The sequence below is a fragment of the Streptomyces sp. NBC_00090 genome (genome assembly GCF_045160815.1).
In the GTDB taxonomy this organism is placed as follows: Bacteria; Actinomycetota; Actinomycetes; order Streptomycetales; family Streptomycetaceae; genus Streptomyces.
The window spans coordinates 9140659-9166526 of record NZ_CP108224.1 but is presented as its reverse complement, the minus strand read 5'-3'; the positions used below and the strand labels follow the sequence as shown (position 1 = coordinate 9166526).

The following is a 25868-nucleotide window of genomic DNA, read 5'->3' as shown; positions in this document are numbered from 1 at the left end:
TGATCTTAGACACTCGTTCGTTATGCCGCGAGGGCGTGTTGATGCCGCTGCCTGGTCTCGGCCGGGGTGAGGTAACCGAAGATCTTGTGCTTGCGCAGGCGGCGGCGGTTGTAGAAGGTCTCGATGAAGGTGAAGACCTCGGCGCGGGCGGTGGCCCGGTCGGGCCAGGTCCGGGTTCCGATCTCTTCCTTGAGCAGGGCCCAGAAACTCTCCGCCGCGGCGTTATCGAAACATGATCCGGTGCGTCCGCAGCTCTGCCGTAGCCCCAACTCCCTTATTCGATCGCGGAATTGAGCTGAGGTGTACTCGCTTCCGCGATCGCTGTGGACCACGCATCCGGGCTCCAGACCGCCTCGGCCGTGGGCCATGGCGAGGGCGTCGACGACGAGCTCGGCGCGGTGGTGGTCGGCCATGGCGTAGCCGACGATCTCGCGGGTGGCCAGGTCCAGCCAGCAGGCGAGGTAGAGCCAGCCCTCGGCCGTCGGGAGGTAGGTGATGTCGCCGACCAGCTTGGTGCCGGGGCGCTCGGCGTGGAAGTCGCGGCCGATCAGGTCCGGGGCCGGCTTCGCCTTCGCATCCGGCCGGGTCAGCGAGCGGTGCTTGCGGCGGGTGACGCCGCGGATGTCGCGCTCGCGCATGACGCGGGCGATGCGCTTGTGGTTCACACGGTGCCCCAGACGCCGTAGTTCGGCGTGGATGCGCGGGACGCCGTAGGTCTTGCGGGAGGCGATGTGGAGCACGGTGATCTCGTGCGCGAGTGCGTCGTCGGCCGCCTGGCGCTCTCGGCGGGCGGCCTCGCCCTCGTGCCAGGCGTAGTAGGAGGAGCGGGTCACGCGCAGCACCCGGCACAGCAGCACGATCGGGTAGTTCGCCTTCTCCGCGTGGATCAACCGGTACAACGTGGTCACCGGTCGCTCTCCTTCACGAAGAAGGCCGTCGCTTTTTTCAGGATCTCGATCGTCTGCTGCTGCTCGCGGTTCTCCCTGCGCAGCCGGCGCAGTTCCTCGCGCTCGGCGCTGGTCAGCTCGCCCGTGGCGCCCTCGCCCCGGCCGGCCTTGGCCTGGCGGTACCAGCCCCGCAGGGACTCGGAGCTGATGCCGAGTTCCCGGGCGACGGCGGTAACCGTCTTTCCCGAGGAATCGACGAGCGCGATCGCGTCCCGCTTGAACTCCTCGGTGTACCGCTTCGTGTACTTGCTTCCCACCTGGTGCTACTTCCTCTGGAACCTCAGGTCCCAGTCTCCAGGTGTCCACGATCAAGGGGAAGCTTCACTCCACAGGGACAAGGCCTACGTGGCAACCTTGGACCGTCTGTTGGCCTTCAACACGACCACCGGTTCTCTCACAGCCACCATCACTCTCAAGGCTGATGCGCTGAGTGTGCTCAGACGGGATGAACGCAACAACGCCGCTCCTCCAGTCGTCACACCAGGAGCCAACCCGCTGGTCCTCGCGCCGTTCTTCGCACGGAAGCCCGCAATTGGAACACAGGGGGCCATCAGCTTCATCGAGCTCACTGCCACCGACGCTTCCAGCGACAAGCTCCACTGGAGACTGCCCCTGACACTGCCGACCTGGACAAAGGAGGGCAGCGCGCGCACCGTCTCGGTCGTAGGCTCCTCGGAGAAGGTCGCCGTGGTGACGGTCAGCACCGGCAAGTCGTCGCTGTTCTCCGCAACGACCACCTACGGTATCGACCTCACCGCACGCCGTGTCCTGTGGACGAAGGACCGGTTCGAGGCGACCGCCGTAACCGGGAACATCGTGGCAGGCGAGCTGGAAACGAGCGACGGGACCTACGAATCCGCCCTCGGCTACGACCTGCTCACTGGCACCGAGCGCTGGCGCGGAGAGGACCGTCTCAACCTTGACGTCAAGCCCGCCGGGCCCCACCTCCTCCTCGTCCAGGCACAGAACAAGAGCGACTACCGCGTTCACATCCGGCAGTTCCTCGATCCTGAGACCGGCACGGTGAAGCAAGAGGTCCCGGAGGACTTCGCCGGCTCCCGCTGTGACCATGATGGGCAGCAGACCATCGTCTGCTCCTGGGACCAGGGAAACCTCTACAAGGTCTGGGCCTTCAACGACCGCACCGCCTCCCTGCTGTGGCAGCTGCCAGACCAGACCGCCAACCGCATCGCCCCACGGGTAACAGCCGTCTGGAACGGACGGATCTACGGCAAGACGAACGACGGCCCCCTCGCTCTGGACACACGGACCGGAGCAGACCTGCCGACCCGCCCGGGTGCCGCCCCGTTCCTCGTCAACGGGTACACCGGACTCGCCCTGTCCCCCTACCCGGAAGATGACCTGACCGCGTACCCGGCCACTGGGTAACCGGGATGGTGCCCGGTCGGCGACCCCCGCTGGGGGTAGCTGCCGCCGCACAGCGCCAGGCATCGGCGCGGAGCTGGCGGCAAGGCCGCACTCCGTGCCCGCTGCTCGGCCTTTGCCGAAGTTCTCTGGTGGGCTCCCCAATTGTCCCGTCTCAAGTGATCTGGTCCGAAGCCGCGACTGTGACCTGGGGCGACCAGAACGGTTGAGACACCTGGGTTGCCGAAAATCTCATTTGATCTGGGCCCTGGCGCATGAATACTGGCTGTCGTCTCAGTTGATCTGGCCTGCTTCCGGCGTTTCGAATTGGACTAGTGGAAGGGCCTGCAAGATTGACCATGCACGATGACCAAGTGGACGTGACCACCGAAATCGTTGCGACCTTGATCCAAGAACAGTTCCCTCAGTGGAGCGGCAAGGCGATCCAACCCCTGTCGTCGACGGGGACGGTCCACGCCATCTTCCGCATCGGGGACTACCTCTCCGCGCGTTTCCCGCTGCGTCTGACCGATGCCGCGGAGGTGCTGGCGGTTCTGGAACGGGAAGCCCAGGCGAGCGCGGAGCTGGCACAGGTGTCTCGGTTCCCCGTTCCAGAACCCGTCGCCCTGGGAAAGCCTGGAGCGAGTTACCCCATGCCGTGGTCGGTCCAGACATGGCTGCCGGGAACGGTCGCCTTCGAAGCCGACCCAAGTGGGTCGGACGCTTTCGCCGAGGACCTTGCGGCCTTCATCGCAGCCCTGCGGGACGCCGAGACGCGGGGGCGGCGTTTCAGCGGCGACAACCGTGGCGGCGTTCTCGCTCACCACGACGACTGGATGGCGAAGTGCTTCGAGGAGAGCCAGGGGCTGCTCGACGTGCCCCGGCTGCGCCAAGTGTGGAGCCACCTCCGGGAGTTGCCGCGCACGGCTGCCGACGTGATGAGCCATGGTGACCTGATTCCCGGCAACGTACTGGTCATGGGAGACCGGCTCTGCGGCGTACTCGACACCGGCGGCTTCGGCCCGGCCGACCCCGCGCTGGATCTGGTCAGCGCCTGGCACCTGTTGCAGCCGGGCCCACGGGAAGTGCTCCGGCGGACACTGGCCTGCGACGATCTGGAGTGGGAGCGCGGCAAGGCGTGGGCCTTCGAACAGGCGATGGGTCTTGTCTGGTACTACGTCGAGAGCAATCCGATGATGAGCAGAATGGGGCGCCGGACACTCGACCGCATTCTGGAGTCGGCGAAGTGATGTCGCCCCGATCGTAGGCCGTGACAGAGACGATCGTTTGCCGCCCCCACCGTCCAACAGGAGCAGATCGACTGAGATGGGTCAGGTTTGTCCCGTATCTGACGATCTGGTCCGTGGTGACAGCTGTGACCTGTGGCGACCAGAAGAATTGAGACGCCGCGACGTCGGAAATCTCAGTTGGTTTGGTCCTTTTCTGCTGTTTCGAACTGATACCAGGCTTGGGTGCTCAGCCACCGCTGGTAGTTCTTGAAGATCGTAGGGAGTCCATCGGGCTGCTCGCGGTCATCGAAGAACTTGCCAAGGGATTGGTAGAGGGTGATCACGCTCTTGGTGTCGGCCTCGGGCGTGAGCGGGTGAACCCAGCCTCCCGGGGTGAGGTGGCGAATCAGGACGGGCCAGGTCAAGTCGTGGCCTCGGTCGAGGCGGACGACGAGCCACTCCTGAAAACCGGTGAGCATGTTCCACGAGGTGCCGGCGTCCAGACCGAGGACGAAGGCGGTGGCCGTGGCGTAGGTGCCATCGAGGCCATGCCGGGCGGGCTCTCGGCGGACAGTGGTCAGCAGGGTGCGGTAGTGCTTGAACAGGTTGGTATGGAAGGTCTGTTGGCGGATGGCGAGGTCGCTTCCCGAGGCGTGTTCGAGGTGTCTGGTCAAGGTGTCCGGAGTTGGTCGGCGGCTGGACATGTAGCGATGAACGGTGCCGTAGGAGACGGTGGCGTCGTGTTCATCCAGCAACTTCTCCCAGACCTCCCTCACGGTGGGGAGTTGGTTTGTATGAAGGACGGCGTACTCGTCCAAGATGGTGTCGATGGTGGGTCCGACACGTTCCTTGGCGGGCCCCAGGATGGGGGCGCGCTGTTTGCGGGGTGGCGGTGTGGGCGAATTCAGCGCCTGCCGGACTGTGGCGTGGCTGACGTGGTGGCGCTTCGCCAGCTGCGAGATCGGCAGCTTCTCGGCTTGCGCGTCTCGGCGGATCGCCGCGAAGAGTGCGGGTTTGTCCGCGCTCCTTGTGAAGCGACGCCGGGGCTTCTCCGGCTGCGTACGTTTTTGTCTCACCAGGTCGGTTAACGCCCGTTCCAGGGCGTCCTGCTGACGTCCCGTGACTGCTGCGAGCCGGTCGGCCCGGGGACGTTTTCCTCGGCCGTAGTCCGGTGGTCCGACGAGGTATCCACGCAGGTAGCTGGGCTTGAGGTGATTCGCGCGGGCCAGGCGACGGACGTAGGAATCCGTACTCTCCCCGGCCCTGGGGCGAGGACGGACCGGCAGCCGGCGGAGCCGGTCGCCGTTGTCGCTTCCATCGATGATCACGGGGAAGGCTTGGTCTTGCGGTTCTGGGCTGCGCGGTCGAGTCTGACGCGCTCCAGGGACTTCCGGGTGATCTGTTCGGTGCCGTCCAGGATGGCGTCGATCGCGGCTCCGCGGATGAGGTGGGACAGGCTTCCGATCATTCCGCCGGTCCGGTCGTGCAGGTAATGGGCCAGCCCTTCCAGGGACTTAGGCTGATGGCGATGGAGCCTGAGCGCGTCTTCGAAGGTGCTGACCAGCCCGGTCCATTCCTTGGTGCGGGGGAAGGAGACGGTGTCGATGACCGCGAAGCGTCCGGCGATCTGCCGGCTACGGGTTCCGTCGAACAGTCCGCCGGCCTCCAGGTCGACTCCGGCATAGACGAAGGTCGCGGGGATGCGCTCGGAGAAGTACTTCAAGGTGTCGGAGACCTCGGCGCCGTTGCGGGTTGCCAGCGAGAGGTTGTGCAGTTCGTCGACACACACAACGCTCACCCTCGCGTCGATGAGGACGCCGCAGACGGCTTCGATGACGTCGGTGATGTTGGCGCGCGTGGTGACGGGAAGGCCCAGGAAGCGGGCGAATTCGACGGCGAGCATGCGTGAGGTCGCCGCGGGCGGGACGGTGACGTAGACGACCGGGATCCGATCGTCGGCCCCAGGGTGACGACGCCGGTCGATGGCCTCGATGGTCTTGCCGAACTGGGTGAGCGCGGTGGTCTTTCCAGTCCCGGCCGGCCCGGAGAGGATCAGCCCCCGGCGGGCACTGATCGCATGACGGTTGAGCAGGGTCAGACGCCTGCCCGAGGTGACGACCGTGCGCAACGTGGAGGTCGCGGCGACGGTGAGACGCGTGTGGTAGTCGAGTCGGCCGTCGTCGTAGTCCTCCCGGGCATCGTCGTCCAGGTCGGCGAGCGCGTGATCGGGCAGTAGTTCCGGCGGAATCGGATCTTGGACAGTGAACTCCCGCCAGCCTTCCAGGGTGGTGAGGTAGCGGTGCAGGTCCTCGCGGTCCAGGGCGCGTAGCCAACTGTGCCAGCGGTCGGGGTCCGGTTGCTGGGCAGAGGCGGGTCCGGTCGCGGTCACCATCGTTTGTCGGCCTCCTTGAAGGGGTCGAAGACGCCGAGTGGGATGACCTTGGCGATCGGCTCGTCGTCCGTGCCGGCCACCGCCTCCTCGTCATCGGCGAGTGGGCCGTCAGCATCGGGCCGGGCCGGTGCTTCGGGCTGCGGAGGCCGCAGCCCGGGGCTTTCGGCGGCAGCGCGGGTCCGGGCGGCGACGCGCCGGTCGCGCTTGGACATCCGCGTCGACGGACCGTCCGCATTGGACGGTCCCTGGCTGGCCTTGATCAGCAGCGCGGCAACCGCTCCAGCGATCTCTTCCTCGGTGGGATTGGGCTCGCCCTTCCGGCGCAGGTCGGCTGCGGCGTGGTCCCAGGCCAGATCACCGAAGGGCTGCGGGACGCTGCCCAGGTGCTTCCAGGGGATGGCGATCCAGCCGGTCTCCCAGTGGTTGCGCATCCAGACCCAGTTGGCGTCGTAGGGGTCGCGGTGGATCTCCCACAGGTTCCTCTTGCGGGTGACACCCGAGGGCTGGCGCCGGAAAGAGCCCAGGTCGGGGCAGTCGTAGATCCGGTTGTTGACCTTGACGCCGTAGGAGTTCACGGCCCGCCAGGCCGCAGGCAGCAGCTCCACGTAGTCGTCGCCGCTCAGGGCGAGCGGAACGTAGCCCGCGGTCTCGACGAGGCTGGCGTACTTCTGGTTCGGCGTGAAGGTCCGTCCCGGGACGCCAGGGTCGCGCAGTCCGTCATGGGGCCTGTTTTGCCACTTGGCAACGAGCCATTCGTCGAGAAGCTCCTGGATCTCCAGCATCGACCAGAGCGGCTCGTCCTCCACGTTGCGACCGCGGTGTTCGGCAGTGCGGCCCAGGTGACCGGGGAGGAACTGGCAGAACATCGTAGCCACTGATTCAAGTGTGCGTTCGATATGAGGTTTCTCTGCCGGGGATCGTGGGTGGCAGGGCTGGAAAGTGATCTCCAGGGTGCGGCAGGAGGAGCGGAAGTTCTCGGAGATGAACGCCTTGCCCCGGTCGCAGACGATGGTCTCGGGGATGATGACCGGCCGGGCCGCGGCGTGTTCCAGCCGCTCGTCCAGGGACAGCAGCCGGCGATGCGGCAGCACCGAGCGGGACATCGCCAGAGCCTGAACCCAGCCGGGCCGCATCGGCTCCGGGGTCAGGGTGCGGGCCAGCAGCAGCGAGGCGTCCACGGACTTGGTGGTGGGCCGCACCACCGCGGCCGCGATGGTGCGGGTGGCCAGGTCGACCAGGGCGGTGAGCTCGACCCGGCCGGGAACACCGCGATCCAGCCGCACCAGCACGTCCAGCGGGGTGGAGTCGATCTGCATCAACTCGCCCGGAGCCGCGACGCTTTCGTAGCGGAACGGCCCCTCGGGCTGGTCGGCGAGTGAGCGGCGGGTGCGGGCCGACCCGGTCACGTGGACGCCGTGCGACAGCTTGTCGAAGATCCGGTAGAACGTGGCCCGTGACGGCATCTCCACCGTGCCCTCGCCGTGCTCAGCGGCCAGGATCCGCTCGGTCCGCCAGCGTGCGTGCTCGATCGTGCGGGTCGAGGCCGGGATGCTCTCGCTGATCGCCTGGCGGATCGCCGCCACCACGCGCGGATCGGCCCGGCCCAGCAGCGTGGCGTGCGGGGCGAGCCGACGGTCCACGACTGCCGTGATGCCGCCTGCCTCGTAACGCTGCCGCTTGCGCTTGACGGTCCGTGCGGTGATCTCCTCGCCCAGCGCAACCAGTTCGGCGGCCTTGGCCCGTTCGCGTTCCGCCAGCGAGCAGTTCGCCGGGTCGTACTCGGGCCGGGGTCGGGTCCCAGCAGGAGCATCCGGGGGCAGGCCGGTGAGGAGTTCGACCAGGTGCCGCTGCCACCACAGTGCACGTTCGGCGACCTTCTCCGGCAGGTGTTCCAGCAGCGCGGCCGATGCCAGCGCGGTGCGGTCGCCGGCGCCGATCACCGCGAAGTCCCCGGCCGCCTGGAGATGGACCTGATCCACGAGCATGCCGCTGCCATGGGTGTCGGCCAGCCGGACCTGCATCCCGGTCAGGCCGACGACGGTATAGGTGTGCTCCTGGAAACGGACCCGGTCACCCAGCCGAAGCCGTCCCGGTCGCGCGGACATCACGCCCGCCGCCGGGCCGCCAGCTGGACCGACGAGTCGCCGCCCAGCGGGGCCGAGGTCAGGTCGGTGAGCAGTTCATGGCGCCAGAGCAGGTGATAGAGCACCGGCAGCACAGCCAGGCGGTCCCCGACCCGGTCAGCCCCAGCGAACAGCGGCAGGGGCTCGGCGAACACCTCCCTCAACTCATCCGCCACCGGTGCCCGGAAACAGCGGCGGTGGCGGTAGCGGGCCAGCCAGCGCAAGTTCACGCGATAGGGCTGGCTCAGGTCGCCGACATGGCGGAACTGCCAGCCCACCGCCTCACAGACTCGCGCGGTGAACGCGAAGACCTCGGCGGTGTCCTCATCGACCAGGTCCCGAGGACGGACGTCCACGACGACACCTGTGCCGTCCACGAGCCGGGCGAAGTAGTCCGGGGTGTGCTCGCGTTCTCGCGGACCGTCCGTCCAGGTCAACTGGAAGGGCTGAGACGCCAGAGCGACGACGGCAGGGTCGAAGTCCAGGGCCACCGCCGCATCCCGCTCGACCCATGACTCGTAGCCCACCTGGGCCCGCGACGTCGCGGCCCAGTACTCGCCCGTGAAGTTCTTCTGCCCCTTGAAGGACGTGAACGGCCGGACTGGCAAGGCGAATTCGAAGGGTTCATCCCAGTGCCGGTCCAGTGAACCAAGACGCTCGACACCATCAGCGTCGACGAATCCCACATCGACATCCGCCGCGTACTCCCAGAAAGACGCAGCGGCCGCAGCCTCGCCCACGTGCACCTCCGCCAGCCGCGTTCCGCCCCGTACTGCGAGCGTGGAACGTGCCGTGGAACCCCGTGCCCCAGAGACGAGAGATGTCACTCGAAAGAATGACAGATCTCCTCAAACAACCTGGCGAACCAGATCTTCTGAGACAACGAGCGAATCGGACCCGACCAACTGAGACAGGGGCCAGATCATCAGAGACGGGACACCAATTGGGGAGCCCACCAGCAAGTTGACCTCACTGTCCCGTCTCAAGGAAGTTTGACCAGTCTCAGTGAAGTTTGACCGGCCCTGTCGGCGTTCGCGTGAAAGTGGCTCTGGCAAGATTTTCGTAGCCGGAGATCATCTCGGTGGCACGGTCGGCCGGTTCGTGATTCGGGCAGCCTGTGACTGTGCTCTGTTGAACTGGCGAATCTATTACCACAGTTGGCTGATGTACTGGTCGTACGGCTTCTCGGCCTCGCGCCGTATCTCGGTCGCCGGGGCGGGTCGGGCCTGGAAGGGTGTCCGTCATGCGCTCCGAGCCCGTGAACCCCAACCCCGTCCGCCACCGCGACCACGGCACGTGGCTCGTCCAGTTCACCGGCCGGGTGCTCGTGGTCTGCCCGAGGTGCGGTGGTCTCGCGCTCGTCGTGCCTCTGCCCGGCGTCGCGGCGCCGAAGTACTTCAGCGCCCTGCTCTTCCAGCCCCGCCGCCTCGCCTGCGCCGGCTGCGGCGCGGTCGCCAACTGGACGGCCGAGGAGCGGGGCGCCGGCCTGGTCGGCGCCGTGCCCGGCGGCACCGAGGACCCCTTCTTCCGGCGGCCGCTCTGGCTTCAGACCCGTTGTGCGGGACGGATTCTGTGGGCCTATGACGAGGAGCATGTCGACGCCCTCGCCGCCTACGTGGGCGCCCGGCTGCGGGAGCGTCGCGCCTCCCCGACGATGGCGATGTTCGCCCGGCTGCCGACCTGGATGAAGTCCGCTGAGCGTCGTGACGAGGTGCTGGCCGGCCTGGCAACCCTCCGGGCCCTTGCCCGGCTCGCGACCCCCGCGGACCGTTCCGACGCAGCCCACGAACATGGCGACCGCCCGCGCCACCACGGCAGCATGCTCTTCCGCGGCGGCCCGTACTAGAGCGTTTCCTTGGATCGTCTTGCCTTTCCGGGCGCCCAACACCTGCTGATGGCACGCTCCGTCATCGTCCAGGTCCGGCTCGCTGACCCGTCCGGTGAAACTTCGATGAGACGAACAGGCGGGTCGTCAATCTTCAGTGAGACCGGTGCATCTTCGCTGAGACAGGTCACTCCCTCCGGCCTCCAATCCGGCAATTCGCCAATCGACGGCGAAAAGCGACGCCAAGAATGGGCCCTTCAGTCGACGAACTCGGCACGCCTGGTATGGATCGACCTGTGATCAGCCGAGAGGCCCGCACGTGGCCTCTCGTGGCGTTTCGAGCTCTTGGGTAGATCGTCGGTTACGGGAAACGGGTGTTTTTCGCACGGCTGTGGCTGAGCGTTTCAGTTGGCCCCTGAGCGTTGTACTTGGCCCGGCTGAGCGTGACGGTTGGCCCGGGCCGTCCGCGGGTGGCGCCCCGCCGATCTGTTCGGCTGCAGCGTCATGGGTTTCTCGTTACTCCACGGCGCGGTCGATGAGTTTGTGGCTCCCGGCCAGTCCAAGCTCGTGACACCCCAGGAAAGGACACCGCCATGTCGGAGCTTCTCGTCGACTTCATCACCTCCCTCGACGGCCACGCATCGGGAGAGGGATGGCCCGGGTTCTGGGGCCTCGAGGGCCCGGAGTACCTCGCATGGCTCGGCGAGCAGCCCGAGGCCACCTACCTGATGGGAGCGAACACCTACCGCCTTATGTCGGGCTTCGCTGCAGGCCAGGTCCCCAATGGCCAAGACGAGTTCAGGCCCGAAGAAGAGGCGTCCGTCGACGAGCTCACGCAAGCGTCCAAGGTGGTGTTCTCCTCCTCACTCGAGGAGCCACTGACGTGGGCCAACTCCACGCTCGTCCGCGACGACGCCGTCGAGGCGGTCCGCGCCATGAAGTCGAGTGGCTCGGGGCTCCTCAGCACGATCGGCAGCCTCAGCCTGTGCCGGTCCCTGCTACGAGCCGGACTCGTCGACCGCTTCCGGGTCGTAATGTTCCCGGTGATCACCGGGAGCACGGGCGAAGAACGCATCTACGACGGCTATCCGGACGTTGCCCTCGAGATGATCGAGCACCGCACCTTCGACGGCCGCATCCAGCTGGTCGAGTACAAGCCCCGCGTGCTCGAGCACCCGCCGCTCGGCGTCCCTGCGTGACGTCGCCCCGTCCGCTGGCCTGGACGGTCGCCAGGCCGGCGCCGGCGGGTGCGGAGCAAGACCTAATAGGGGGCCAGCCAACGTCAGGACGCCGAGCCGTCGCAGGTCAGCCCATGTAGGCCGCTCCCAGACCGCAGTCTCCGCAAAGGTCCACCTTCCGGATACGGATGCGCCGCTCGACGCTTCTCTGGGCAGAGCCTCGCGGCCTGAGCGCTCTACATGGCCGATGGGGCCAACTGAAGCGCTCAGTCACAGCGATGTGGCTGGGCGTCTCTCGCATCCGCTGTCCGGCGCTGTCGTGAGCTCCGCGCGGTGAGCGACCGCATGTATGGGACGGTCGAATCGAGACCGGCGGGGGCGCAGTGCCCCAATGAGCCGGGACGCGAGCAAGAACCGGGATGGGGGTGTAGGGCGCATGGGGAATACACGTACAGGGGCCGCGGCAGCCACGGCCGCTTTGATCCTGCTGGGGGTCTCGGGCTGTGGTTCAGGCACGATGGCTGGAAGCGGCGAGACACCGTCGGCTGAAGTGAGCATCGTGGTTCACGTTGGTGCCACTACCGAGGAGCGCAGCCGCGTGATTGAGGCCCACTGGGTTGGTAGCGGCATGGCCGAGGTAGCTCGGCAGGATGCCAAGGACGATCTGGTCCAGCCGGTCTGGACGGGCGGCGGCTCGATAGCCCGTACGGTCGGGCGGCTGTATGCGTCGTCGGGTGTGGGCGGCGGCTCGGGCGCTTGTACGGCAACCATCGTCGGGGGGGGATCCGAGCAATGCTCAGGACTTGTGGATCAGCCCAGGGTGGGGACGCGGAGGGCGTACCTTCCCGAATGATCCGTAAGGTCTCCGAGTAAGCCCGCGTTGCAGCGCGGGTCGGGAAGGCACACCCATGCTCAGCGTAGTCACCGAGGACGGCTCCACACAGTCCGGCTCCTTGATCGACGAGATCGTCCGGGAGGGCGCCCGCCGAATGCTCGCCGCCGCGCTGGAGGCGGAAGTGAACCAGTACATAGCCGAGTTGGCATCGGAGACCGACGGGCAGGGGCGGCGCCTGGTGGTCCGCAACGGCCGCCACAAGGCGAGGACTGTGGTCACCGCGGCCGGGCCGGTCGAGGTCACCGCGCCTCGGGTGAACGACCGGCGCATCGACGGGAGACCGGCGAGCGGAAGCGGTTCTCCTCCAAGATCCTTCCTCCGTGGTGCCGCAAGTCCCCGAAGGTCTCCGAGGTCCTGCCGCTGCTCTACCTGCACGGACTGTCCTCGGGGGACTTCGTGCCCGCGCTGGAGCAGTTCCTCGGCAGGACGGCCGGCCTGTCACCGGCCACGGTCACCCGGCTGACGAAGCAGTGGGCCGACGACCACGCTGCTTTCCAGGCCCGCGACCTATCCGACCGGGACTTCGTCTATGTCTGGGCGGACGGCGTGCACCCGAAGGTGCGGCTCGGGCAGACGCACTCGTGCGTTCTGGTCCTGCTCGGCGTCCGGTTGGACGGTACGAAGGAACTGATCGCCCTGGCCGAGGGCCTGCGCGAGTCCACCGAGTCCTGGGCCGACCTGCTGCGCGACTGCCGCCGACGCGGCATGCGCGCCCCCGAGCTGGTCATCGGGGACGGCGCGATGGGCCTTTGGCGGGCGCTCGCTGAGGTCTTCCCCGCCGCCCGGCACCAGCGCTGCTGGGTCCACAAGGCCCGCAATGTCGCGAACTGCCTGCCCAAGTCCGCGCAACCAGGCGCGACGAAGGCCATGCAGGAGATCTACAACGCCGAGGACCGAGCCCACGCCGAGAAGGCGATCGAGGAGTTCGCCCGCACCTACGGCACGAAGTGGCCCAAGGCCGTAGCGAAGATCACCGACGACCAGGACGAACTGCTCGCGTTCTACGACTTCCCGGCCGAGCACTGGATCCACCTGCGGACCACCAACCCGATCGAGTCGACGTTCTCCACGGTCAAACTCCGAACCAAGGTCACCCGTGGTGCCGGCAGCCCAGCCGCGGCCCTCGCGATGGTGTTCAAGCTCGTCGAGTCCGCCCAGTCCCGCTGGCGGGCGATCACCGGAGCCCAACTGGTCCCGCTCGTCCGCGCGGGCGCCAGCTTCGAGAACGGCCGACTGGTCGAACGCACCGAGAACCACGCGGCCTGAGGAGAATGCCACGATGACCGTCACCGACACCTACGGCACGAACACCTACACGGCCCAGCAGCTGGCCGACCTCCTGGCCACGCGACTTCCGGCGACCTTTGCCGAGCGCGAGAGCGACTACCTCGGCGTCTACTTCCTCGCCACCCTCCCCGACACGACCCGCATCAATGTCCAGCCGAACGCCGTTCCTGGAGACGACGGCGAAGATGACCTTCTCGAGGACGACTACCCCGACGTGTCCGTTCTCCTCATCGTCACCGCACCGGCCCAAGCTCAGCTCCTGAACACCGAGCTTGCAGCAATCGACGGACTCGCCCGGCTCCGGTCATCTCGAAACTGAGAAGCCACCGATCCACAGGTATTGACGATTGCTCGGCGGGGCCGACGACGGCGTCGTTGCCCGGGGCCAGTACCTCGCCAACGCGTGAGCGGGCGATGACCCACTCGTTCCACTCCCGCTCAGCCAAGGCCAGCTCCGCCTGGAGGCGGTCGGCCTCCTCCCGCAGATCGTCGACACGACGGCGAGCGGTGAGCTCACGCTGTTCCAGCAGTCCCACGACCGACGGCATCCTCGACCTCCACCAAAGCAACGACACGACACGTCACCACTGCCACGAGACCGCCGACCCTATGCCTGACCAGCGAGAACGCAGTCCTCAAGCCCGGAAAGACAACAACCTCTAACGGCTGTCCCTCAAGTACGGCTGTGCCTTGACCTGAGACCGGCTCGCTAGGGTCAGGACCACAGCCGACGGAAGAGGATCGTTCGATGGCGACGTACGGCCAGCTGACCGAGTGGGCCGGTCCGGGGCATGTCACGCGAGCCGGACGGGACGTTGTGGCCAGCTGGCGGATCCCGGGCTTCATGAAGGCACAGCTCGTCGAGGTGGACATCCCGGTAGCTCCGCGCCTCATCGAACAAGTCGTGATGCAGAGCGAGGCTGAGCCGGCCCTGCTCACGTCCCGGGGCCCGCTCTACCGTCTCACCGAGCAGGCGGACACCGATGAGCCGGCCGAACGGTCATCGTTCGGCGTCGAGCCGGAGACCGGGGCGGTCTACTTCGTCATGCCGGACGGGGAGGCATGGTTCGCCAACTCGAGTGTCAATGCGTGGCTTGACGTCCTTCACCGTTACGGCAGTCGCGTCACCGCCTCAGAGCTTCTCAGAAAGCCGGACGGCCCCGCGGAGTACCTCTCTGAAGACGAGGAAGAGCGGGCTTTCGCCGCGCTGAACCGGCTGGCCGAGGAGCTGAAGGAGATCGACCCGGCGGCCTTCAACGGCTACGCGGGGTTTTTCTGGCCAGGGCTCCTGGACCGCTGGATCTCCTGACCTCGGCCAGCAGATCCAGGGCCCGTAGGTCTGGACCGTGCAGGGACGCCAGGACCACAACTGAGATGATCTTCATGTGGGGGCTGTGATCACGGCGTCGGAGCCGTCATGGATAGCGCCGTACTCCGAGCTGAGTCCGAAGCAGTTCGGCAAACTGATCGGGACGGCGGCCGGGGTGGGGCTGGTGCTGTACTTCCTCGGGGCGGTCGGCGCAGATCTGCGGGTCGGCGACCTCCGGATCGGCGGGGCGCTCGTCTTCCTGGCGCTGTCGGTCGCCGTGCTCGTCCTGGGCATCGCGGTGCACGGCGTGGAGTGAGCGCAGACTCCCCGTACGGGCCCGGCCCCTGCCGGAGATATGGGTGCACTGGGCCCCAAGACCCTGCGCAACTGGCGCTGCATTGGCTTGCCGTCCACCCGCACCCAGACCTCAGCGTAGTCGACCTCGCCCTCCTCGCCGGGCCGGTGGAACTGCGGAACCATGCCCTCGTGCATCATCCGGGCCCGGTCCGCCTCCTCCCTGATCTGAGGCTGGCGGCCCCGCAGGTAGTCGTTGAGGGTGGTGTAGGCAACGGCGGTGAAGCCATATTCGTCGCGCAGCCGGTCCAGGATCCGCTTGTTGGTGTGCCGCTGCTTCGGCGGCGCGGTCAGATCCGACCACAGCATCTCGTCGATCCAACCCTTCGCCGGATCCAAAGCCGACCGGCGTGTCACCGGCGTCTTCCGCTGAGGCGGCAACGCACCGTCCAAGGCCTGGCGCACCACCCGACGGTGGACCGCATAACGGCGGGCAAGCTCACGGACGGAGGCGTTCTCCCAGCCTCCGGTCACGACGGATCCGCTCGAACAACTCGACACGCTGCAAAACCCGGCCTCCTGGCATGGCCGTAATCGGGAACTCACACAGCGTGATCCTGGTCGGAATCCGGGTCAATACCGCACTACTCCAAACGAGTGCACGTGCCTCTGAACACCCGTTGCGCTTGAGGTCAACTCCGACGCTCCGAAGCGCGGGGCCAGATCTAGGCTGATCCCAGCGCTGTGCGCTCGGCGTGGCACAGCCAGTCGGTGTACCAGCGAGCGAAAGTCACTGGAGCCCCGCCGTCATTGCGAAGTGGGGCGAGGTCAACCTCGTCCGCACGATCGTCGGTCCACATCGTGCCTTGATGCGCGCCGCTGATCACCAGCCAATCGCGTAGGGCGCAGCCGCGGTGGGAGATGACGATGGCACCGACGGTTCGATCAGGGTTGAACATGACGGCGTTCCAGCGCTCGTCCCACGCCTCAATGGCGTCGTCGAACTCTTCGACTTCATCGAAGTCCTCTTCCTCAGGGCACCGGGCCGCCAGCTCCTCCAGCAGCTTCGGGTCCGGGCCCTGCTCGGGAAATGACTCGGCAAGCCGGGACAGGTCTGCCAGCTCGGCGCCGTCGCCCTCCCACCGCCAGCGGCCTTGCACTCGCCGCACCGGGAATACGCCATAGGCGGGACCAGCGCCACCCGCGCCCACACGAAGGAGGAAAGTTCGGAAATCCTCCGGCAGCCGCACCCCCATCTGTGCCTCGAGCTCAGCGAGCTCGGCATGGTTGAGAGGCTGCTCCAGAACCCATTTGTGCCCCAAGGCCCCGAACACCTCGTTGCTCGCAGGGGACATCCCCAAAGCCTCGACCCGTTCACGGACGCCCGCCCATTGCTGATCAGTCATGCGCAAAAGGTAGGCGTCGCCACCGACACTGACGCCAACGGGCCCTCCCAGAAGCCAGGTGGGGCCGGTTCAAACCATTCCTCCCCGGGGTTATACGAAGTCGTCACGGCGGGGCCAAAGAAGACCGTCCTAGACAGTCCTCGAAGGAATCTCGTGATTCGCTCGATGTGGGTGACCCTCATGTGCAGCACGCTACGTCGCCCCGACTGCAAGTCAGGCGGTTCCCGAAGGAGAGTTCCCTCCGCATCGAACGGGAGAGGCCTGCTCTCTGTCGCATGACCGACATCCGGCGTCTTTTCTTACCACTTGGGCGAGCTGGAGGCGGCCAACGCTGCCACAGACGCGGCAGCGTCCGTCCGGGAGCAACTGGATGTCCTCACCGACCCGACCGTCGGGCTCGCCGCGCTGCACGGCGAGATCACGCAGAGCCGCTTCAAGATCCAGGAAGCTGCCATGACGGGCGTCACCGGACTGCGGGAGGAGAACCGGGAAGTACGCCGTCGCCAAGACCGGATGATCAACGACCTCCACGAGACCCGCAGCGAACTCCGCGACCTGCTCGACCTCGCCAGTACCCTGCGCACCCTCGCCACTTCCCCGGACCGCAATCCAGAGCAGGCCGACGATCTGAAACCGGAGCCAGAGCCGGAGACCCGCCCCGCCCAGCCAGCCGACGCCCCCTGGCCGCTGGCCCAACACGGATCCGGGCCGGATACCGCTGCTACCGAAACACACCAGCACGCCGAGACCGAGACCGAAGCGCAGAGGGAGACCGTGGAACACACCGCACAGCAGCCACAGACCGTACTCGCGGGCGCCGACCAGCACCTTGCCCTCAAGAACGCGATCGAGGCCGCCTATCACGGTGGCGACAGCCTCGCGGTCTCCTCCCCCACCGTGCCGCACGCTCCCGGAATCCAGTCCGAGAACACCGAGGTCAGGCACGGAGTCCTGCTGCTCCTGGCCGCCGGCGTCGCCTCCGTCGAAGTCGTCGCGCATCGCGACACCTGGGAATGGCTCTCCGGCCTGGCCACCGACCACGGCCACTTCCACACCCCGCCCGCCGTCGAGGACATCAAGGACGGCCGCGTCCAGACCGTCTTGTCCGGACGCTCCCTCATCGCCCTGCTGATCGAGCTGTGGAACACCCGCTCCACCGCCGCTCCCCTGGGCGCCGACTGGGCGCTGGCCACGACCTCCTACCACCGGATCGCCGACGAACTCGCAGACGTAACCGGCCAGGGCGAAACCATCCGCATCGTCCTCGACGACGGCCTCCCCCACACGACCGACGACTGACAGACCCCGTACGGAGAAGGCCGCCCGGCCGGGGGCGGCCTTCTCCGTACGGCGATACGGCTCCGCCTGTGGACTGGTGGACCGCCGTCCTCGACACCTCGGGCCGCGCCGCCAGGCCCGGCTCATTTATGCAAGTCAGAGGCTGTCCACTTTTTTGCCTTGTGTTCCGCGGACCGTGAGCTGCTGGATCGGCTCGATCGGCTCGATCGGCTCGATCGGCTCGATCGGCTCGATCGGCTCGATCGGCAGCACGAGAGTGGACCGTGAAACCTACCCACTACCAGGTGCTCGTGGCTGTCTTGCTGGGGCTGCCCACGACTGCCGTGGCCGTGATCCTTGCCGTGGCCGACGCCGTACCGGCGACGAAGCCCGTACGGGAAGCCGGCGTGGCCTTCGCCGACACCACCACACTCGGCCTGCTGTTGATCGACGCGCTCCGCAACAACCACTGCGAGGGCCCGAGTGACCCGCTACTGGAGCGAGGGTCTGAGTGTCGAACCCTCCTCTCTGCACGCTTCGCTCGTGCCGAGCGCGGTCTTGACCGTCTTCATCGGGATGCGGCCGACCTGCACCGCTCGAACCGCGTCCGCACCCGCCTCGGCAATCAGGTTCCGGAGGTCGGCGAGGGCCTTCAAGGCGACGAGCGGATCCTTCACCGCAGCAGCGGCCAGGTACTCCTTCAGGACGGTCAGCAGGGCGATGAGGGGTTCGGGGAGGGGGACGACGGCGTCCCTATCACGGTGAGGTGTGCGGGGTAGTCCGCGATCGGACCGGTCAGGTCGACATCGGCCTCGTAGAGGAGCTGCTGGGTATCTTGCCCGGCCCTGTCGAGCGGGCACTCGGCCAGCCCACGCCAGCCACACGCACACGCGCCCCGCAGGACCGCGGCTTTCGGACGGCCAAACCGGCCGTCATAGGCGTGCCATTCCGTCGAGGACGTAAGCACTCGGGGGTTTGGTCCTGCACACTCGCCCCTCCCCCTCGCCTCCAGGACGTTCGCGTCGGTCGCGTCCCGACGGGTGGCCCGGCGACTTCATGTCGTGTCCCGCCGGGCGGGCTCGGCCCTCGCCGGCTCCAGCCACCAGGATTCGGGGGCCGCTCCTCTCCCCTGGTTGGGTCCGGGGTGCTGGGTGCTGCTGGCTGGCCGGACTGGCCGTTTCGGCCGGCTGCTCGGGCCGCGGCCGGTCGGCGACGGCGCGCGGCGTGCATCAGCTTCGCGCTTGAACGCGGCGAACCGGGCAAGGTTCTCCGCGTACGCGTCGACGTCGCCGGATCGGTCGTGCGGCCTTCCAGCAGTTCCGGCATCGCAGCCTGCTGGTGGGCGTGGACGGCCGCGGCCCGCTGCGCCGGGGTGAGGGCGGCGTCCTGGTCTGGGTGGTCGACGCAGTGCGGCGCGGACGCCGCTTGGTCGTCGTGGTGATGCTCGGTGTGGGCGGCGGCCGATGCGGTCGCGGCCGGGCTCCGTCCCGGGCAGGAACGGGTGCGGTGCGGGCGGCGCGGATCGTGTTCTGCACGGCAAGACTGGCGACTCGGGCCCGCTCGTGCTGGGTGGCAGCCCGTGGCGGTTCCCGTCGGTGCCGGCGATCCAGCAGCGGGCGGGCCAGGCGAAGGCGGCGATGTAGGTGAGCTGGTCCGGCGCCGGGGACCGGCGGCCTTCCTGCGGCACGGTGAGCTGACGCCCCTGGCGGTCCAGGCTCTTGTCGGCGATGGAGTCGTCCAGGCCCGGAGGGAAGGCGCGGCCGCGCAGGGTCTCCAACAGGTGCCGACAGGCCTCGGTCAGGAGGCGGCAGCGGGCGAAGACGTTGCGGACCGTGTAAACCATCGCGGCGAGGTTAACGGCGGCGAGCACGGTGTCGGTTGACGGCGTCGATCCGTCGCGCGGTCGCACGTGCGCGTCCTCCAGCGTCTGCCTGTCGTCTGCGCGCTCCTTCCTGCGTTGCAGGGCAAGAGGGCCGAGCGTCGCAGCCGGTGCTGCGATCTGGCGGCCGCCACGACGGCGCCCCCGCCAGTCCGATCCTCGCGGCATCCACAGGTCTTCGGTAAAAAGATGCCTGCCCAGGCCATCCCTGCACCCTGCCTGCCGAGGGAGGCCATGCCCGCTGGGTGGCGGATCGTTTCTGTGGTTTCCGGCAGCACTCCCATGATCCCTCGGCCGGCCATCGTCCGGGGCGAGGTCCACCTCGCCGGTTTCGACCAGAGCCCTGCGAATCAGGCCGGTCCAGGAAACGTCTCCGCCACGCCGGCACCCAGAAGGTCCTCCCCTGTAGGGCTTCTCAGAGTGCGCCGACGATGTCCTCTACCCGGGCCTTCGCGTCGCCGAAGAGCATCGCGGTGTTCTCACGGAAGAACAGCGGGTTCTGCACGCCGGCGTATCCGGAGGCCATCGAGCGCTTGAACACGATGACCTTGCCGGCCTCCCACACGGTGAGCACCGGCATGCCGGCGAGCGGGCTGCTGGGGTCCTCCGCTCCGGCCGGGTTGACCGTGTCGTTGGCGCCGATCACGAGGACGACGTCGGTCTTGGCGAAGTCGTCGTTGATCTCGTCCATCTCGAGCACGATGTCGTACGGCACCTTGGCCTCGGCCAGCAGGACGTTCATGTGGCCGGGCAGGCGGCCGGCGACGGGGTGGATGCCGAACCGTACGTCGACGCCCTTCGCGCGCAGCTTCGAGGTGAGCTCCGCGACCGGGTACTGCGCCTGCGCGACGGCCATGCCGTAGCCGGGAGTGATGATCACCGAACGTGCCGAGCCCAGGAGTTCGGCGGCGCCCTGCGCGGTGGTCTCCTGGTGCTCGCCGTAGTCGACATCCGAGCCCGCCGGCGCCTCGATGCCGAAGCCGCCGGCGATCACGGAGAGGAAGGAGCGGTTCATCGCCCTGCACATGATGTAGGACAGGTACGCACCGGAGGAGCCGACCAGCGCGCCCGTGATGATCAGCAGATCATTGCCGAGCAGGAAGCCCGAGGCCGCCGCCGCCCAGCCGGAGTAGCTGTTGAGCATCGAGACGACGACCGGCATGTCGCCGCCGCCGATCGAGGCCACCAGGTGCCAGCCGAGGGCCAGCGCCAGGACGGTCACGGTGATCAGCAGCCACAGCTCCGGCGTGATCACGAACCACACCGTCAGGACGAGGAACAGGACCAGCGAGCCGAGGTTCAGGGCGTTCTTGCCCGGCAGCACCAGCGGCTTGGAGTCGATCTTCGCGGCGAGCTTCAGGTACGCCACGACGGAGCCCGTGAAGGTCACCGCGCCGATGAACAGGCCGATGAACACCTCGGCGTGGTGAATTCCCAGCGTGCCGAGCGCGCTCAGGACCTCGGCCTCGTGACCGTCCGGGTCGTGCTCGACGTTCAGGAAGCCGTTCCAGCTGACCAGCACGGCGGCCAGACCGACGAAGGAGTGGAGCAGCGCGATCAGCTCGGGCATCCCGGTCATCTCGACGCCGCGGGCCCGCTGAAGGCCGATCAGCCCGCCGATCAGCATCGCGACGGCCATCAGGCCGAGGCCGGCACCGCTGACGTCGCCGTCCAGCGCGAGCACGACCGTCGCGACGAGCGCGACACCCATGCCGAGCATGCCGAACGCGTTGCCGAGCCGTGCGGATTCGTGCTTGGAGAGTCCTGCCAGCGCGAGGATGAACAGCAGCGCGGCAACGAGGTAGGCCGCCTGGGCGGCGATGGTCGCAGACATTGTCAGCTCCGATTGAACATGGCGAGCATGCGACGCGTCACCGCGAAGCCGCCGAAGATGTTGATACTGGCCAGAAGGATCGCGACCGACGAGAGCACCGTGACCGCCGTGCTCGCGTGGCCGATCTGCAGCAGCGCGCCAACCACGATGATCCCGGAGATCGCGTTCGTCACCGACATCAGCGGCGTGTGCAGCGCGTGGTGCACGTGTCCGATGACGTAGTAGCCGATCACGATCGCGAGCACGAAGACCGTCACGTGGGGCAGCAGCGCCGCAGGAGCGAACGCTGCTGCGAGGAACAGCGCCAGCGCGCCGAGGGCAACGCCGCCGAACCTCTGCTTCGCCGTCGCCGGCGCCTTCCTGGGCTTCACCTGCTCCGCCGCGGGCGCGGGGGCCGGGGCCGCGGAGACCTGGACCGGCGGGGGCGGCCACGCCGACTCGCCGCCGCGTACGACGGTGATCGAGCGCTGCACCGGGTCATCCCAGTCGAGGACCAGCGACCCGTCCTTGCCCGGCGTCATCAGCTTCAGCAGGTTCACCAGGTTCGTGCCGTACAGCTGCGAGGCCTGGGCCGGCAGCCGGCCCGCCAGATCGGTGTATCCGATGATCGTCACGCCGTTCTCCGTAACGGCAATCTCGCCCTTCACGGTGCCCTCGACGTTGCCGCCGTTGGCGGCCGCCATGTCGACGATCACCGATCCCGGCTTCATGCTCGCCACCATCTCCGCGGTGATCAGCGTCGGCGCGGGACGGCCCGGGATCAGCGCGGTGGTGATGACGATGTCGACCTCGCGGCACTGCGCGGTGTAGAGCTCGACCTCGCGTGCCTTGTAGTCGTCACCCATCTCCTTGGCGTAACCGGTCTTCGAGACCTCCACCTCCGGGGACTCGATCGACAGGTACTCGCCGCCCAACGAGCGCACCTGGTCGGCCACCTCCGGCCGCGGGTCGGTCGCCCGTACGATCGCACCGAGCGAGCCGGACGCACCGATCGCCGCCAGACCGGCGACTCCGGCCCCCGCGACGAGCACCTTGGCCGGCGGGACCTTACCCGCTGCGGTCACCTGGCCGGTGAAGAAGCGCCCGAACTCGTGCGCGGCCTCGATGACAGCCCGGTAGCCGGCGATGTTCGCCATCGACGAGAGCACGTCCATCGACTGCGCCCGGCTGATGCGCGGCACGGCGTCCATCGACAGCGCCGTGAAGGGACGCCGGCCCAGCTCCTCTACCATCCCGGGGTCGAAGGCCGGCGCGAACAGAGCGATCACCGTCGCCTCCGGCCGTACCCGGTCCAGCTGCGACGGGGCCGGGGCGTTGACCCCCAGCACCACGTCCGCGTCCGCCGCGTCGCCGACGGTCGCGCCGGCGGCCTCGTAGGCGCTGTCGGTGAAGCCGGCCGCGACCCCCGCGCCCGGGGCGACGACCACGTCGTACCCCAGTGTGCGGATCTGTTGGACCGTGGTAGGCGTGGCCGCGACGCGACTCTCACCTGCCCGCGCTTCCTTGAAGACTCCGACGATCACGAGTGTTCTCCGTTCGCTGGTGTGGCCGTCAACGGCGTGTTCTCAAAACGATCAGGAAAGTGCACCCGCGATGACCCGGAGCACGCCGCTTAGCTTGACCGTCGAAGGCTCTCCTTGAACAGCACCCACAGGTGAGGTCCACGCAACACGCGACGGAACACGAGGCCCATCCCTCACATAACGCCGTACGCCGTGAAGGCACGCCTCTTCGAGGACCGGACGACGTCGGACACGTCTCGTTCCAGCGAAGGGCCCGGCGGCGCGAAGGGCCCGGCGGCGCGTGCAGCCGAGTACCCGGCAGAACTCGGGCACGCAAACCCACGTCCGCCTCCCGGCACTCCCCAGATGCACGCAAACCACGTCCGCCTCCCGGCACTCCCCAGGTACGCAAACCCGTCGGCCGCCGGTTCAGCTCGGCGAAGGCCCGCTCTTCCTCCTCTTCAGAGAAGTACTCCTCGGGGCCATCCGGCTCGCTGAGAAGCTCTGAGGTTTTGACGCGACTCCCGTAACAGTGAAGGACGTCGAGCCACACGCCGACACCCGAGTTGGCGAACCATGCCTTCCATCCGGCATGACGAAGTAGACCGCCCCGGTCTCCGGCTCGACGCCGAACGATGACCACTCCGCCGAATCATCGGGGTCCACCTGTTCGGTGAAACGGTAGAGCGGCCCCGGAACGTGAGCAGGGCTGACTCAGCCTCGCTTTGCATCACGAATTGCTCGATGAGTGCCCCAGGCCGGCCCACTCGGTCAGCTGGTCGTACGTCGCCATCGAACGATCCCCCTCCGTCGGCTGTGCTCCTGACTCTATCGAGCCGGTCTCGGGTCACGGCACGGCCGCACTTGCGGGACAGCTTTTCGGTAACTCGGCGTACGCAACCGGGTGGAGGCTGCCATCGCCGCCTACGAGGCGGGCCTGACGGGGCGCGACGGCTGACGGGGGCGGGGTCAGGCCGACCTGCCGGTCCTCCTGGCTGTTCGTCGGCGATGAACGGCAGGTCCGTCCGCTTTGATTCGACTACGCTGGTGGAGCTATCCCACGTGAACGAAGGACGCATATGGCTCGCCCCTACAACCCCGGACCGAAACAGTTCGTCTTCGCTGTCGGTGATGGCAACGACCAACGGGTCTCCGTGGGCGACGCTCAGGAAGCCTACGTAGCGTTCTCTGCGTTCTTCCGTGATCGAGATTCTGACACCTACACCATCAACGATGAACCGTCGGGGCAGAGTTTGGTTCTCATGCCCGGGCAAGGTGTGATCTCCCGGGTCAAAGATGCGGACCAACCTCGTTCGGAATACCTCCAGGTCGACAGGGGCAATCGCTACCTTCCGAGCGCGATGCTGTTCTTCGAGAACGGATATGCCGGCCTCGACCGCTTCGGCCAGTGGTTCTCCGACCTCGCCGACCTCGACGCGTCACCGGAGACTCGCGGTGCCGCCCGCGCCGCCACGATCACGACCGAAGCAGCGGCGATCGAAGAAGTCGCTCGGATCTGGGGAGATTCGGGCTGTGTGGACCCTAGCGACCAGTACTACGTCTTCTTCGACTCGCACGATGTCGACGATGACCGAGCCGAACGAGCCGAACTACTCGTGTTGATCGAGTTCCTCGGTATCGAACGAGTCGACGCCCCGGCCGAGGCCGCCGGGGGCGAAGTCTGGGTGCGCACCGACACACGCCTCGACGTCGAATTCACACGGTGGTCGTAAACAGATGCTGCGGGGCGGGCCTGCAACATCGCCGTGATGCCAGCCGGTACCGTTCCAGGGAAGACTGAGTTTATGAGAGACATCGTTTTCACGCGCGGGAGCGGCTGGATCCCGAACGTGATCCGCGAGGACGGCGAGCTGAAGCTGATGCTCGGTGCCGGGGCCGACGCCAACCACGAGCCTCGCACATTCACGTTCTCGATCACCGAGGCCCATCTTGCGGTGATCCGTGAGGACCTGGCCAGACACCTGCTGCTGTGGAGTGCGATTCTTCCACTGTGCGACGCCGCCGGAACCCGGGGCCGGCTCGACGAGAACGCTGCCGTCGCCCTCCTGGACCCGATCCTCCTTGCCGCGCCCGCGGACGTCGACACGCTCTTCCAGAGCATCCGGTGGGACAGGAGCCGGCTCATCGCCCACGGGGCCGACATCCGTCTACTTGAGCGCGGTCAGGTATGCGCGGCGATGCGCGTGGCGACAGAGACGCCAAACGGGAAACGAGCTCAGGAGTACCACGCGGACCGCCGTCGTGCCGAGCGCGGAGCAGTACTCGGTCCGCTCGACGCCGCGATTCTGAGGTACACGGGCCAGTATCTGCACGGCGCGACGGTTCCGAAGCGGATGCCCGACGCCGTCGACCCCGCACTGCTGCCCGAGATCATGCAGGTGATCGCCAATGCGGAGCAGGCGTGCGCCGGGATGCGGATCGGCCGCGATCCGCGACGGGGAAAACGCGCCACGGACAAGCGCGACTGGGATCGGATGGAGACGACGGTCGAAGCGGCCGTGCGCCGTGCACACCCTGAGCTCGTCAATGACGCGGTGCGTACCGTGAGCTTCCTGATGTGCTCGGAAGCCGCGGACCGCTCCAGGAGCACACCCATGGAGGATGACGAGGAGGCGGCCGGCCACCACACCGACTTCGGCGGGAGTGCGAGGAAGACGGTCCTGTCGTTCACCGACGACAAGGGCGTCGAGAAGAAGTGGCAACGGGACAGTCCCCGCACGGCCGCCGCGGAGTTCTGGGAGTTCGTCGGCGATCGCTCTGCCGCGGACAACGAAGTGTTCACCATCGAGGACGAGGAGATGGGCGAAGGGATCCAGCTCCACTTCTACGCGGACTCCATCGCCCGGATCACGACGCTGCGCGAGGGTGACGGCAGGTCGGATCCGGAGTACCGGGTCGAGTACAGCCTGGTCGACGGGATCAGCGGGTACCGGAACCTGGTGAGCGCCTTCGTCCGCGGCGGCTACGCCGCACTCGAAGAGCACGGTCCCTGGATGTCGGATGTCGCCGAGTTCGAGCGCGCGCGTCGGCGGCGCGACGCCCGGTAGTCCCAGCGGGAGCCCGCGCACGCGCGGTCGTAAGAACCTGCGAAGAGCGGGTACTGG

19 protein-coding genes and 2 pseudogenes are annotated in these 25868 nt (G+C 67.5%); 12 read left to right on the top strand and 9 right to left on the bottom strand.

Annotated features, from left to right (window positions below; all coding sequences use genetic code 11):
• Positions 1-20 precede the first annotated feature (20 nt).
• Together OG361_RS40670 and OG361_RS40665 are read right to left on the bottom strand one after the other, a co-directional pair.
• Complete coding sequence (locus OG361_RS40670) at positions 21-908, bottom strand: IS3 family transposase (protein WP_405852257.1); 888 nt, start codon at positions 906-908, stop codon at positions 21-23.
• On the bottom strand, positions 905-1204 hold the full coding sequence (locus tag OG361_RS40665) for a transposase (protein WP_405852256.1): 300 nt from the start codon (positions 1202-1204) through the stop codon (positions 905-907). Before OG361_RS40665 ends, OG361_RS40670 begins: the two co-directional genes overlap by 4 nt.
• Here OG361_RS40665 and OG361_RS40660 point away from each other — a divergent pair.
• The gene (locus OG361_RS40660) at positions 1188-2336 is read left to right on the top strand and encodes a hypothetical protein (protein ID WP_405861861.1); all 1149 of its coding nucleotides are present in this window, start codon (positions 1188-1190) and stop codon (positions 2334-2336) included. The genes OG361_RS40665 and OG361_RS40660 overlap by 17 nt on opposite strands.
• A gap of 335 nt (positions 2337-2671) precedes the next feature.
• Positions 2672-3562, top strand: a complete 891-nt coding sequence (locus OG361_RS40655; RefSeq protein WP_405862700.1) for an aminoglycoside phosphotransferase family protein — start codon at positions 2672-2674, stop codon at positions 3560-3562.
• A gap of 173 nt (positions 3563-3735) precedes the next feature.
• On the opposite strand, the gene OG361_RS40650 is transcribed toward OG361_RS40655, so the two are convergent.
• Genes OG361_RS40650 through OG361_RS40635 form a run of 4 tightly spaced genes read right to left on the bottom strand, consistent with a single transcriptional unit; the run spans position 3736 to position 8796 of the window.
• The gene (locus OG361_RS40650; protein ID WP_405861859.1) at positions 3736-4869 is read right to left on the bottom strand and encodes a TniQ family protein; all 1134 of its coding nucleotides are present in this window, start codon (positions 4867-4869) and stop codon (positions 3736-3738) included.
• On the bottom strand, positions 4866-5933 hold the full coding sequence (locus OG361_RS40645) for a TniB family NTP-binding protein (protein WP_405861857.1): 1068 nt from the start codon (positions 5931-5933) through the stop codon (positions 4866-4868). The genes OG361_RS40650 and OG361_RS40645 overlap by 4 nt, the downstream gene beginning before the upstream one ends.
• Complete coding sequence (locus tag OG361_RS40640) at positions 5927-8038, bottom strand: integrase (protein WP_405861855.1); 2112 nt, start codon at positions 8036-8038, stop codon at positions 5927-5929. Before OG361_RS40640 ends, OG361_RS40645 begins: the two co-directional genes overlap by 7 nt.
• A complete protein-coding gene (locus tag OG361_RS40635; RefSeq protein ID WP_405861853.1) occupies positions 8038-8796 on the bottom strand; it encodes a TnsA-like heteromeric transposase endonuclease subunit in 759 nt (252 codons plus the stop codon). The genes OG361_RS40640 and OG361_RS40635 overlap by 1 nt, the downstream gene beginning before the upstream one ends.
• 503 nt (positions 8797-9299) lie before the next feature.
• On the opposite strand from OG361_RS40635, the gene OG361_RS40630 reads away from it, so the two are divergent.
• From OG361_RS40630 to OG361_RS40605, 6 genes and pseudogenes are all read left to right on the top strand, one after another.
• Complete coding sequence (locus OG361_RS40630; protein ID WP_405861851.1) at positions 9300-9902, top strand: hypothetical protein; 603 nt, start codon at positions 9300-9302, stop codon at positions 9900-9902.
• Between the two features lie 572 nt (positions 9903-10474).
• Positions 10475-11080: a dihydrofolate reductase family protein gene (locus OG361_RS40625; protein WP_382912713.1), complete on the top strand. Its 606-nt coding sequence runs from the start codon at positions 10475-10477 to the stop codon at positions 11078-11080.
• An 887-nt stretch (positions 11081-11967) separates the two neighbouring features.
• Positions 11968-13199 (top strand): annotated as a pseudogene (locus tag OG361_RS40620) (IS256 family transposase); the annotation flags it as partial.
• Between the two features lie 34 nt (positions 13200-13233).
• Positions 13234-13560: a hypothetical protein gene (locus OG361_RS40615; protein ID WP_405861849.1), complete on the top strand. Its 327-nt coding sequence runs from the start codon at positions 13234-13236 to the stop codon at positions 13558-13560.
• A 429-nt stretch (positions 13561-13989) separates the two neighbouring features.
• Positions 13990-14550 carry an SUKH-4 family immunity protein gene (locus tag OG361_RS40610; RefSeq protein ID WP_405861847.1) on the top strand — a complete coding sequence of 187 codons (561 nt, stop codon included), beginning with the start codon at positions 13990-13992 and terminating at the stop codon, positions 14548-14550.
• A 76-nt stretch (positions 14551-14626) separates the two neighbouring features.
• A pseudogene (locus tag OG361_RS40605) lies at positions 14627-14710 on the top strand (IS5/IS1182 family transposase); the annotation flags it as partial.
• 859 nt (positions 14711-15569) lie between these two features.
• On the opposite strand, the gene OG361_RS40600 reads toward OG361_RS40605, so the two are convergent.
• Positions 15570-16250, bottom strand: a complete 681-nt coding sequence (locus OG361_RS40600) for an SMI1/KNR4 family protein (protein WP_405861846.1) — start codon at positions 16248-16250, stop codon at positions 15570-15572.
• Positions 16251-16556: 306 nt separating this feature from the next.
• Between OG361_RS40600 and OG361_RS40595 the strand changes: the two genes are divergently transcribed.
• Together OG361_RS40595 and OG361_RS40590 are read left to right on the top strand one after the other, a co-directional pair.
• Positions 16557-17549, top strand: a complete 993-nt coding sequence (locus OG361_RS40595; RefSeq protein ID WP_405861844.1) for a hypothetical protein — start codon at positions 16557-16559, stop codon at positions 17547-17549.
• Positions 17550-17839: 290 nt separating this feature from the next.
• Positions 17840-18307, top strand: a complete 468-nt coding sequence (locus OG361_RS40590) for a hypothetical protein (RefSeq protein ID WP_405861842.1) — start codon at positions 17840-17842, stop codon at positions 18305-18307.
• A gap of 1515 nt (positions 18308-19822) precedes the next feature.
• Here OG361_RS40590 and pntB read toward each other — a convergent pair.
• Both pntB and OG361_RS40580 read right to left on the bottom strand, forming a co-directional pair.
• Positions 19823-21241: a Re/Si-specific NAD(P)(+) transhydrogenase subunit beta gene (gene pntB / locus OG361_RS40585; protein ID WP_405861840.1), complete on the bottom strand. Its 1419-nt coding sequence runs from the start codon at positions 21239-21241 to the stop codon at positions 19823-19825.
• A 2-nt stretch (positions 21242-21243) separates the two neighbouring features.
• Positions 21244-22764: a Re/Si-specific NAD(P)(+) transhydrogenase subunit alpha gene (locus OG361_RS40580; protein ID WP_405861838.1), complete on the bottom strand. Its 1521-nt coding sequence runs from the start codon at positions 22762-22764 to the stop codon at positions 21244-21246.
• 1058 nt (positions 22765-23822) lie between these two features.
• Between OG361_RS40580 and OG361_RS40575 the strand changes: the two genes are divergently transcribed.
• Positions 23823-24476 carry a hypothetical protein gene (locus tag OG361_RS40575; RefSeq protein WP_405861836.1) on the top strand — a complete coding sequence of 218 codons (654 nt, stop codon included), beginning with the start codon at positions 23823-23825 and terminating at the stop codon, positions 24474-24476.
• Positions 24477-24548: 72 nt separating this feature from the next.
• A complete protein-coding gene (locus OG361_RS40570; protein ID WP_405862698.1) occupies positions 24549-25811 on the top strand; it encodes a DUF6357 family protein in 1263 nt (420 codons plus the stop codon).
• The last annotated feature ends 57 nt before the right edge of the window (positions 25812-25868 follow it).

What these genes read in the sequence shown, in the direction of transcription:
- OG361_RS40655 (WP_405862700.1), top strand. Translation starts at nt 2,672, where the DNA reads ATGCACGATGACCAAGTGGACGTGACCACCGAAATCGTTGCGACCTTG.
- OG361_RS40645 (WP_405861857.1), bottom strand. Translation starts at nt 5,933, where the DNA reads ATGGTGACCGCGACCGGACCCGCCTCTGCCCAGCAACCGGACCCCGAC.
- OG361_RS40640 (WP_405861855.1), bottom strand. Translation starts at nt 8,038, where the DNA reads ATGTCCGCGCGACCGGGACGGCTTCGGCTGGGTGACCGGGTCCGTTTC.
- OG361_RS40630 (WP_405861851.1), top strand. Translation starts at nt 9,300, where the DNA reads ATGCGCTCCGAGCCCGTGAACCCCAACCCCGTCCGCCACCGCGACCAC.
- OG361_RS40625 (WP_382912713.1), top strand. Translation starts at nt 10,475, where the DNA reads ATGTCGGAGCTTCTCGTCGACTTCATCACCTCCCTCGACGGCCACGCA.
- OG361_RS40615 (WP_405861849.1), top strand. Translation starts at nt 13,234, where the DNA reads ATGACCGTCACCGACACCTACGGCACGAACACCTACACGGCCCAGCAG.
- OG361_RS40610 (WP_405861847.1), top strand. Translation starts at nt 13,990, where the DNA reads ATGGCGACGTACGGCCAGCTGACCGAGTGGGCCGGTCCGGGGCATGTC.
- OG361_RS40600 (WP_405861846.1), bottom strand. Translation starts at nt 16,250, where the DNA reads ATGACTGATCAGCAATGGGCGGGCGTCCGTGAACGGGTCGAGGCTTTG.
- pntB (WP_405861840.1), bottom strand. Translation starts at nt 21,241, where the DNA reads ATGTCTGCGACCATCGCCGCCCAGGCGGCCTACCTCGTTGCCGCGCTG.
- OG361_RS40575 (WP_405861836.1), top strand. Translation starts at nt 23,823, where the DNA reads ATGGCTCGCCCCTACAACCCCGGACCGAAACAGTTCGTCTTCGCTGTC.
- OG361_RS40570 (WP_405862698.1), top strand. Translation starts at nt 24,549, where the DNA reads ATGAGAGACATCGTTTTCACGCGCGGGAGCGGCTGGATCCCGAACGTG.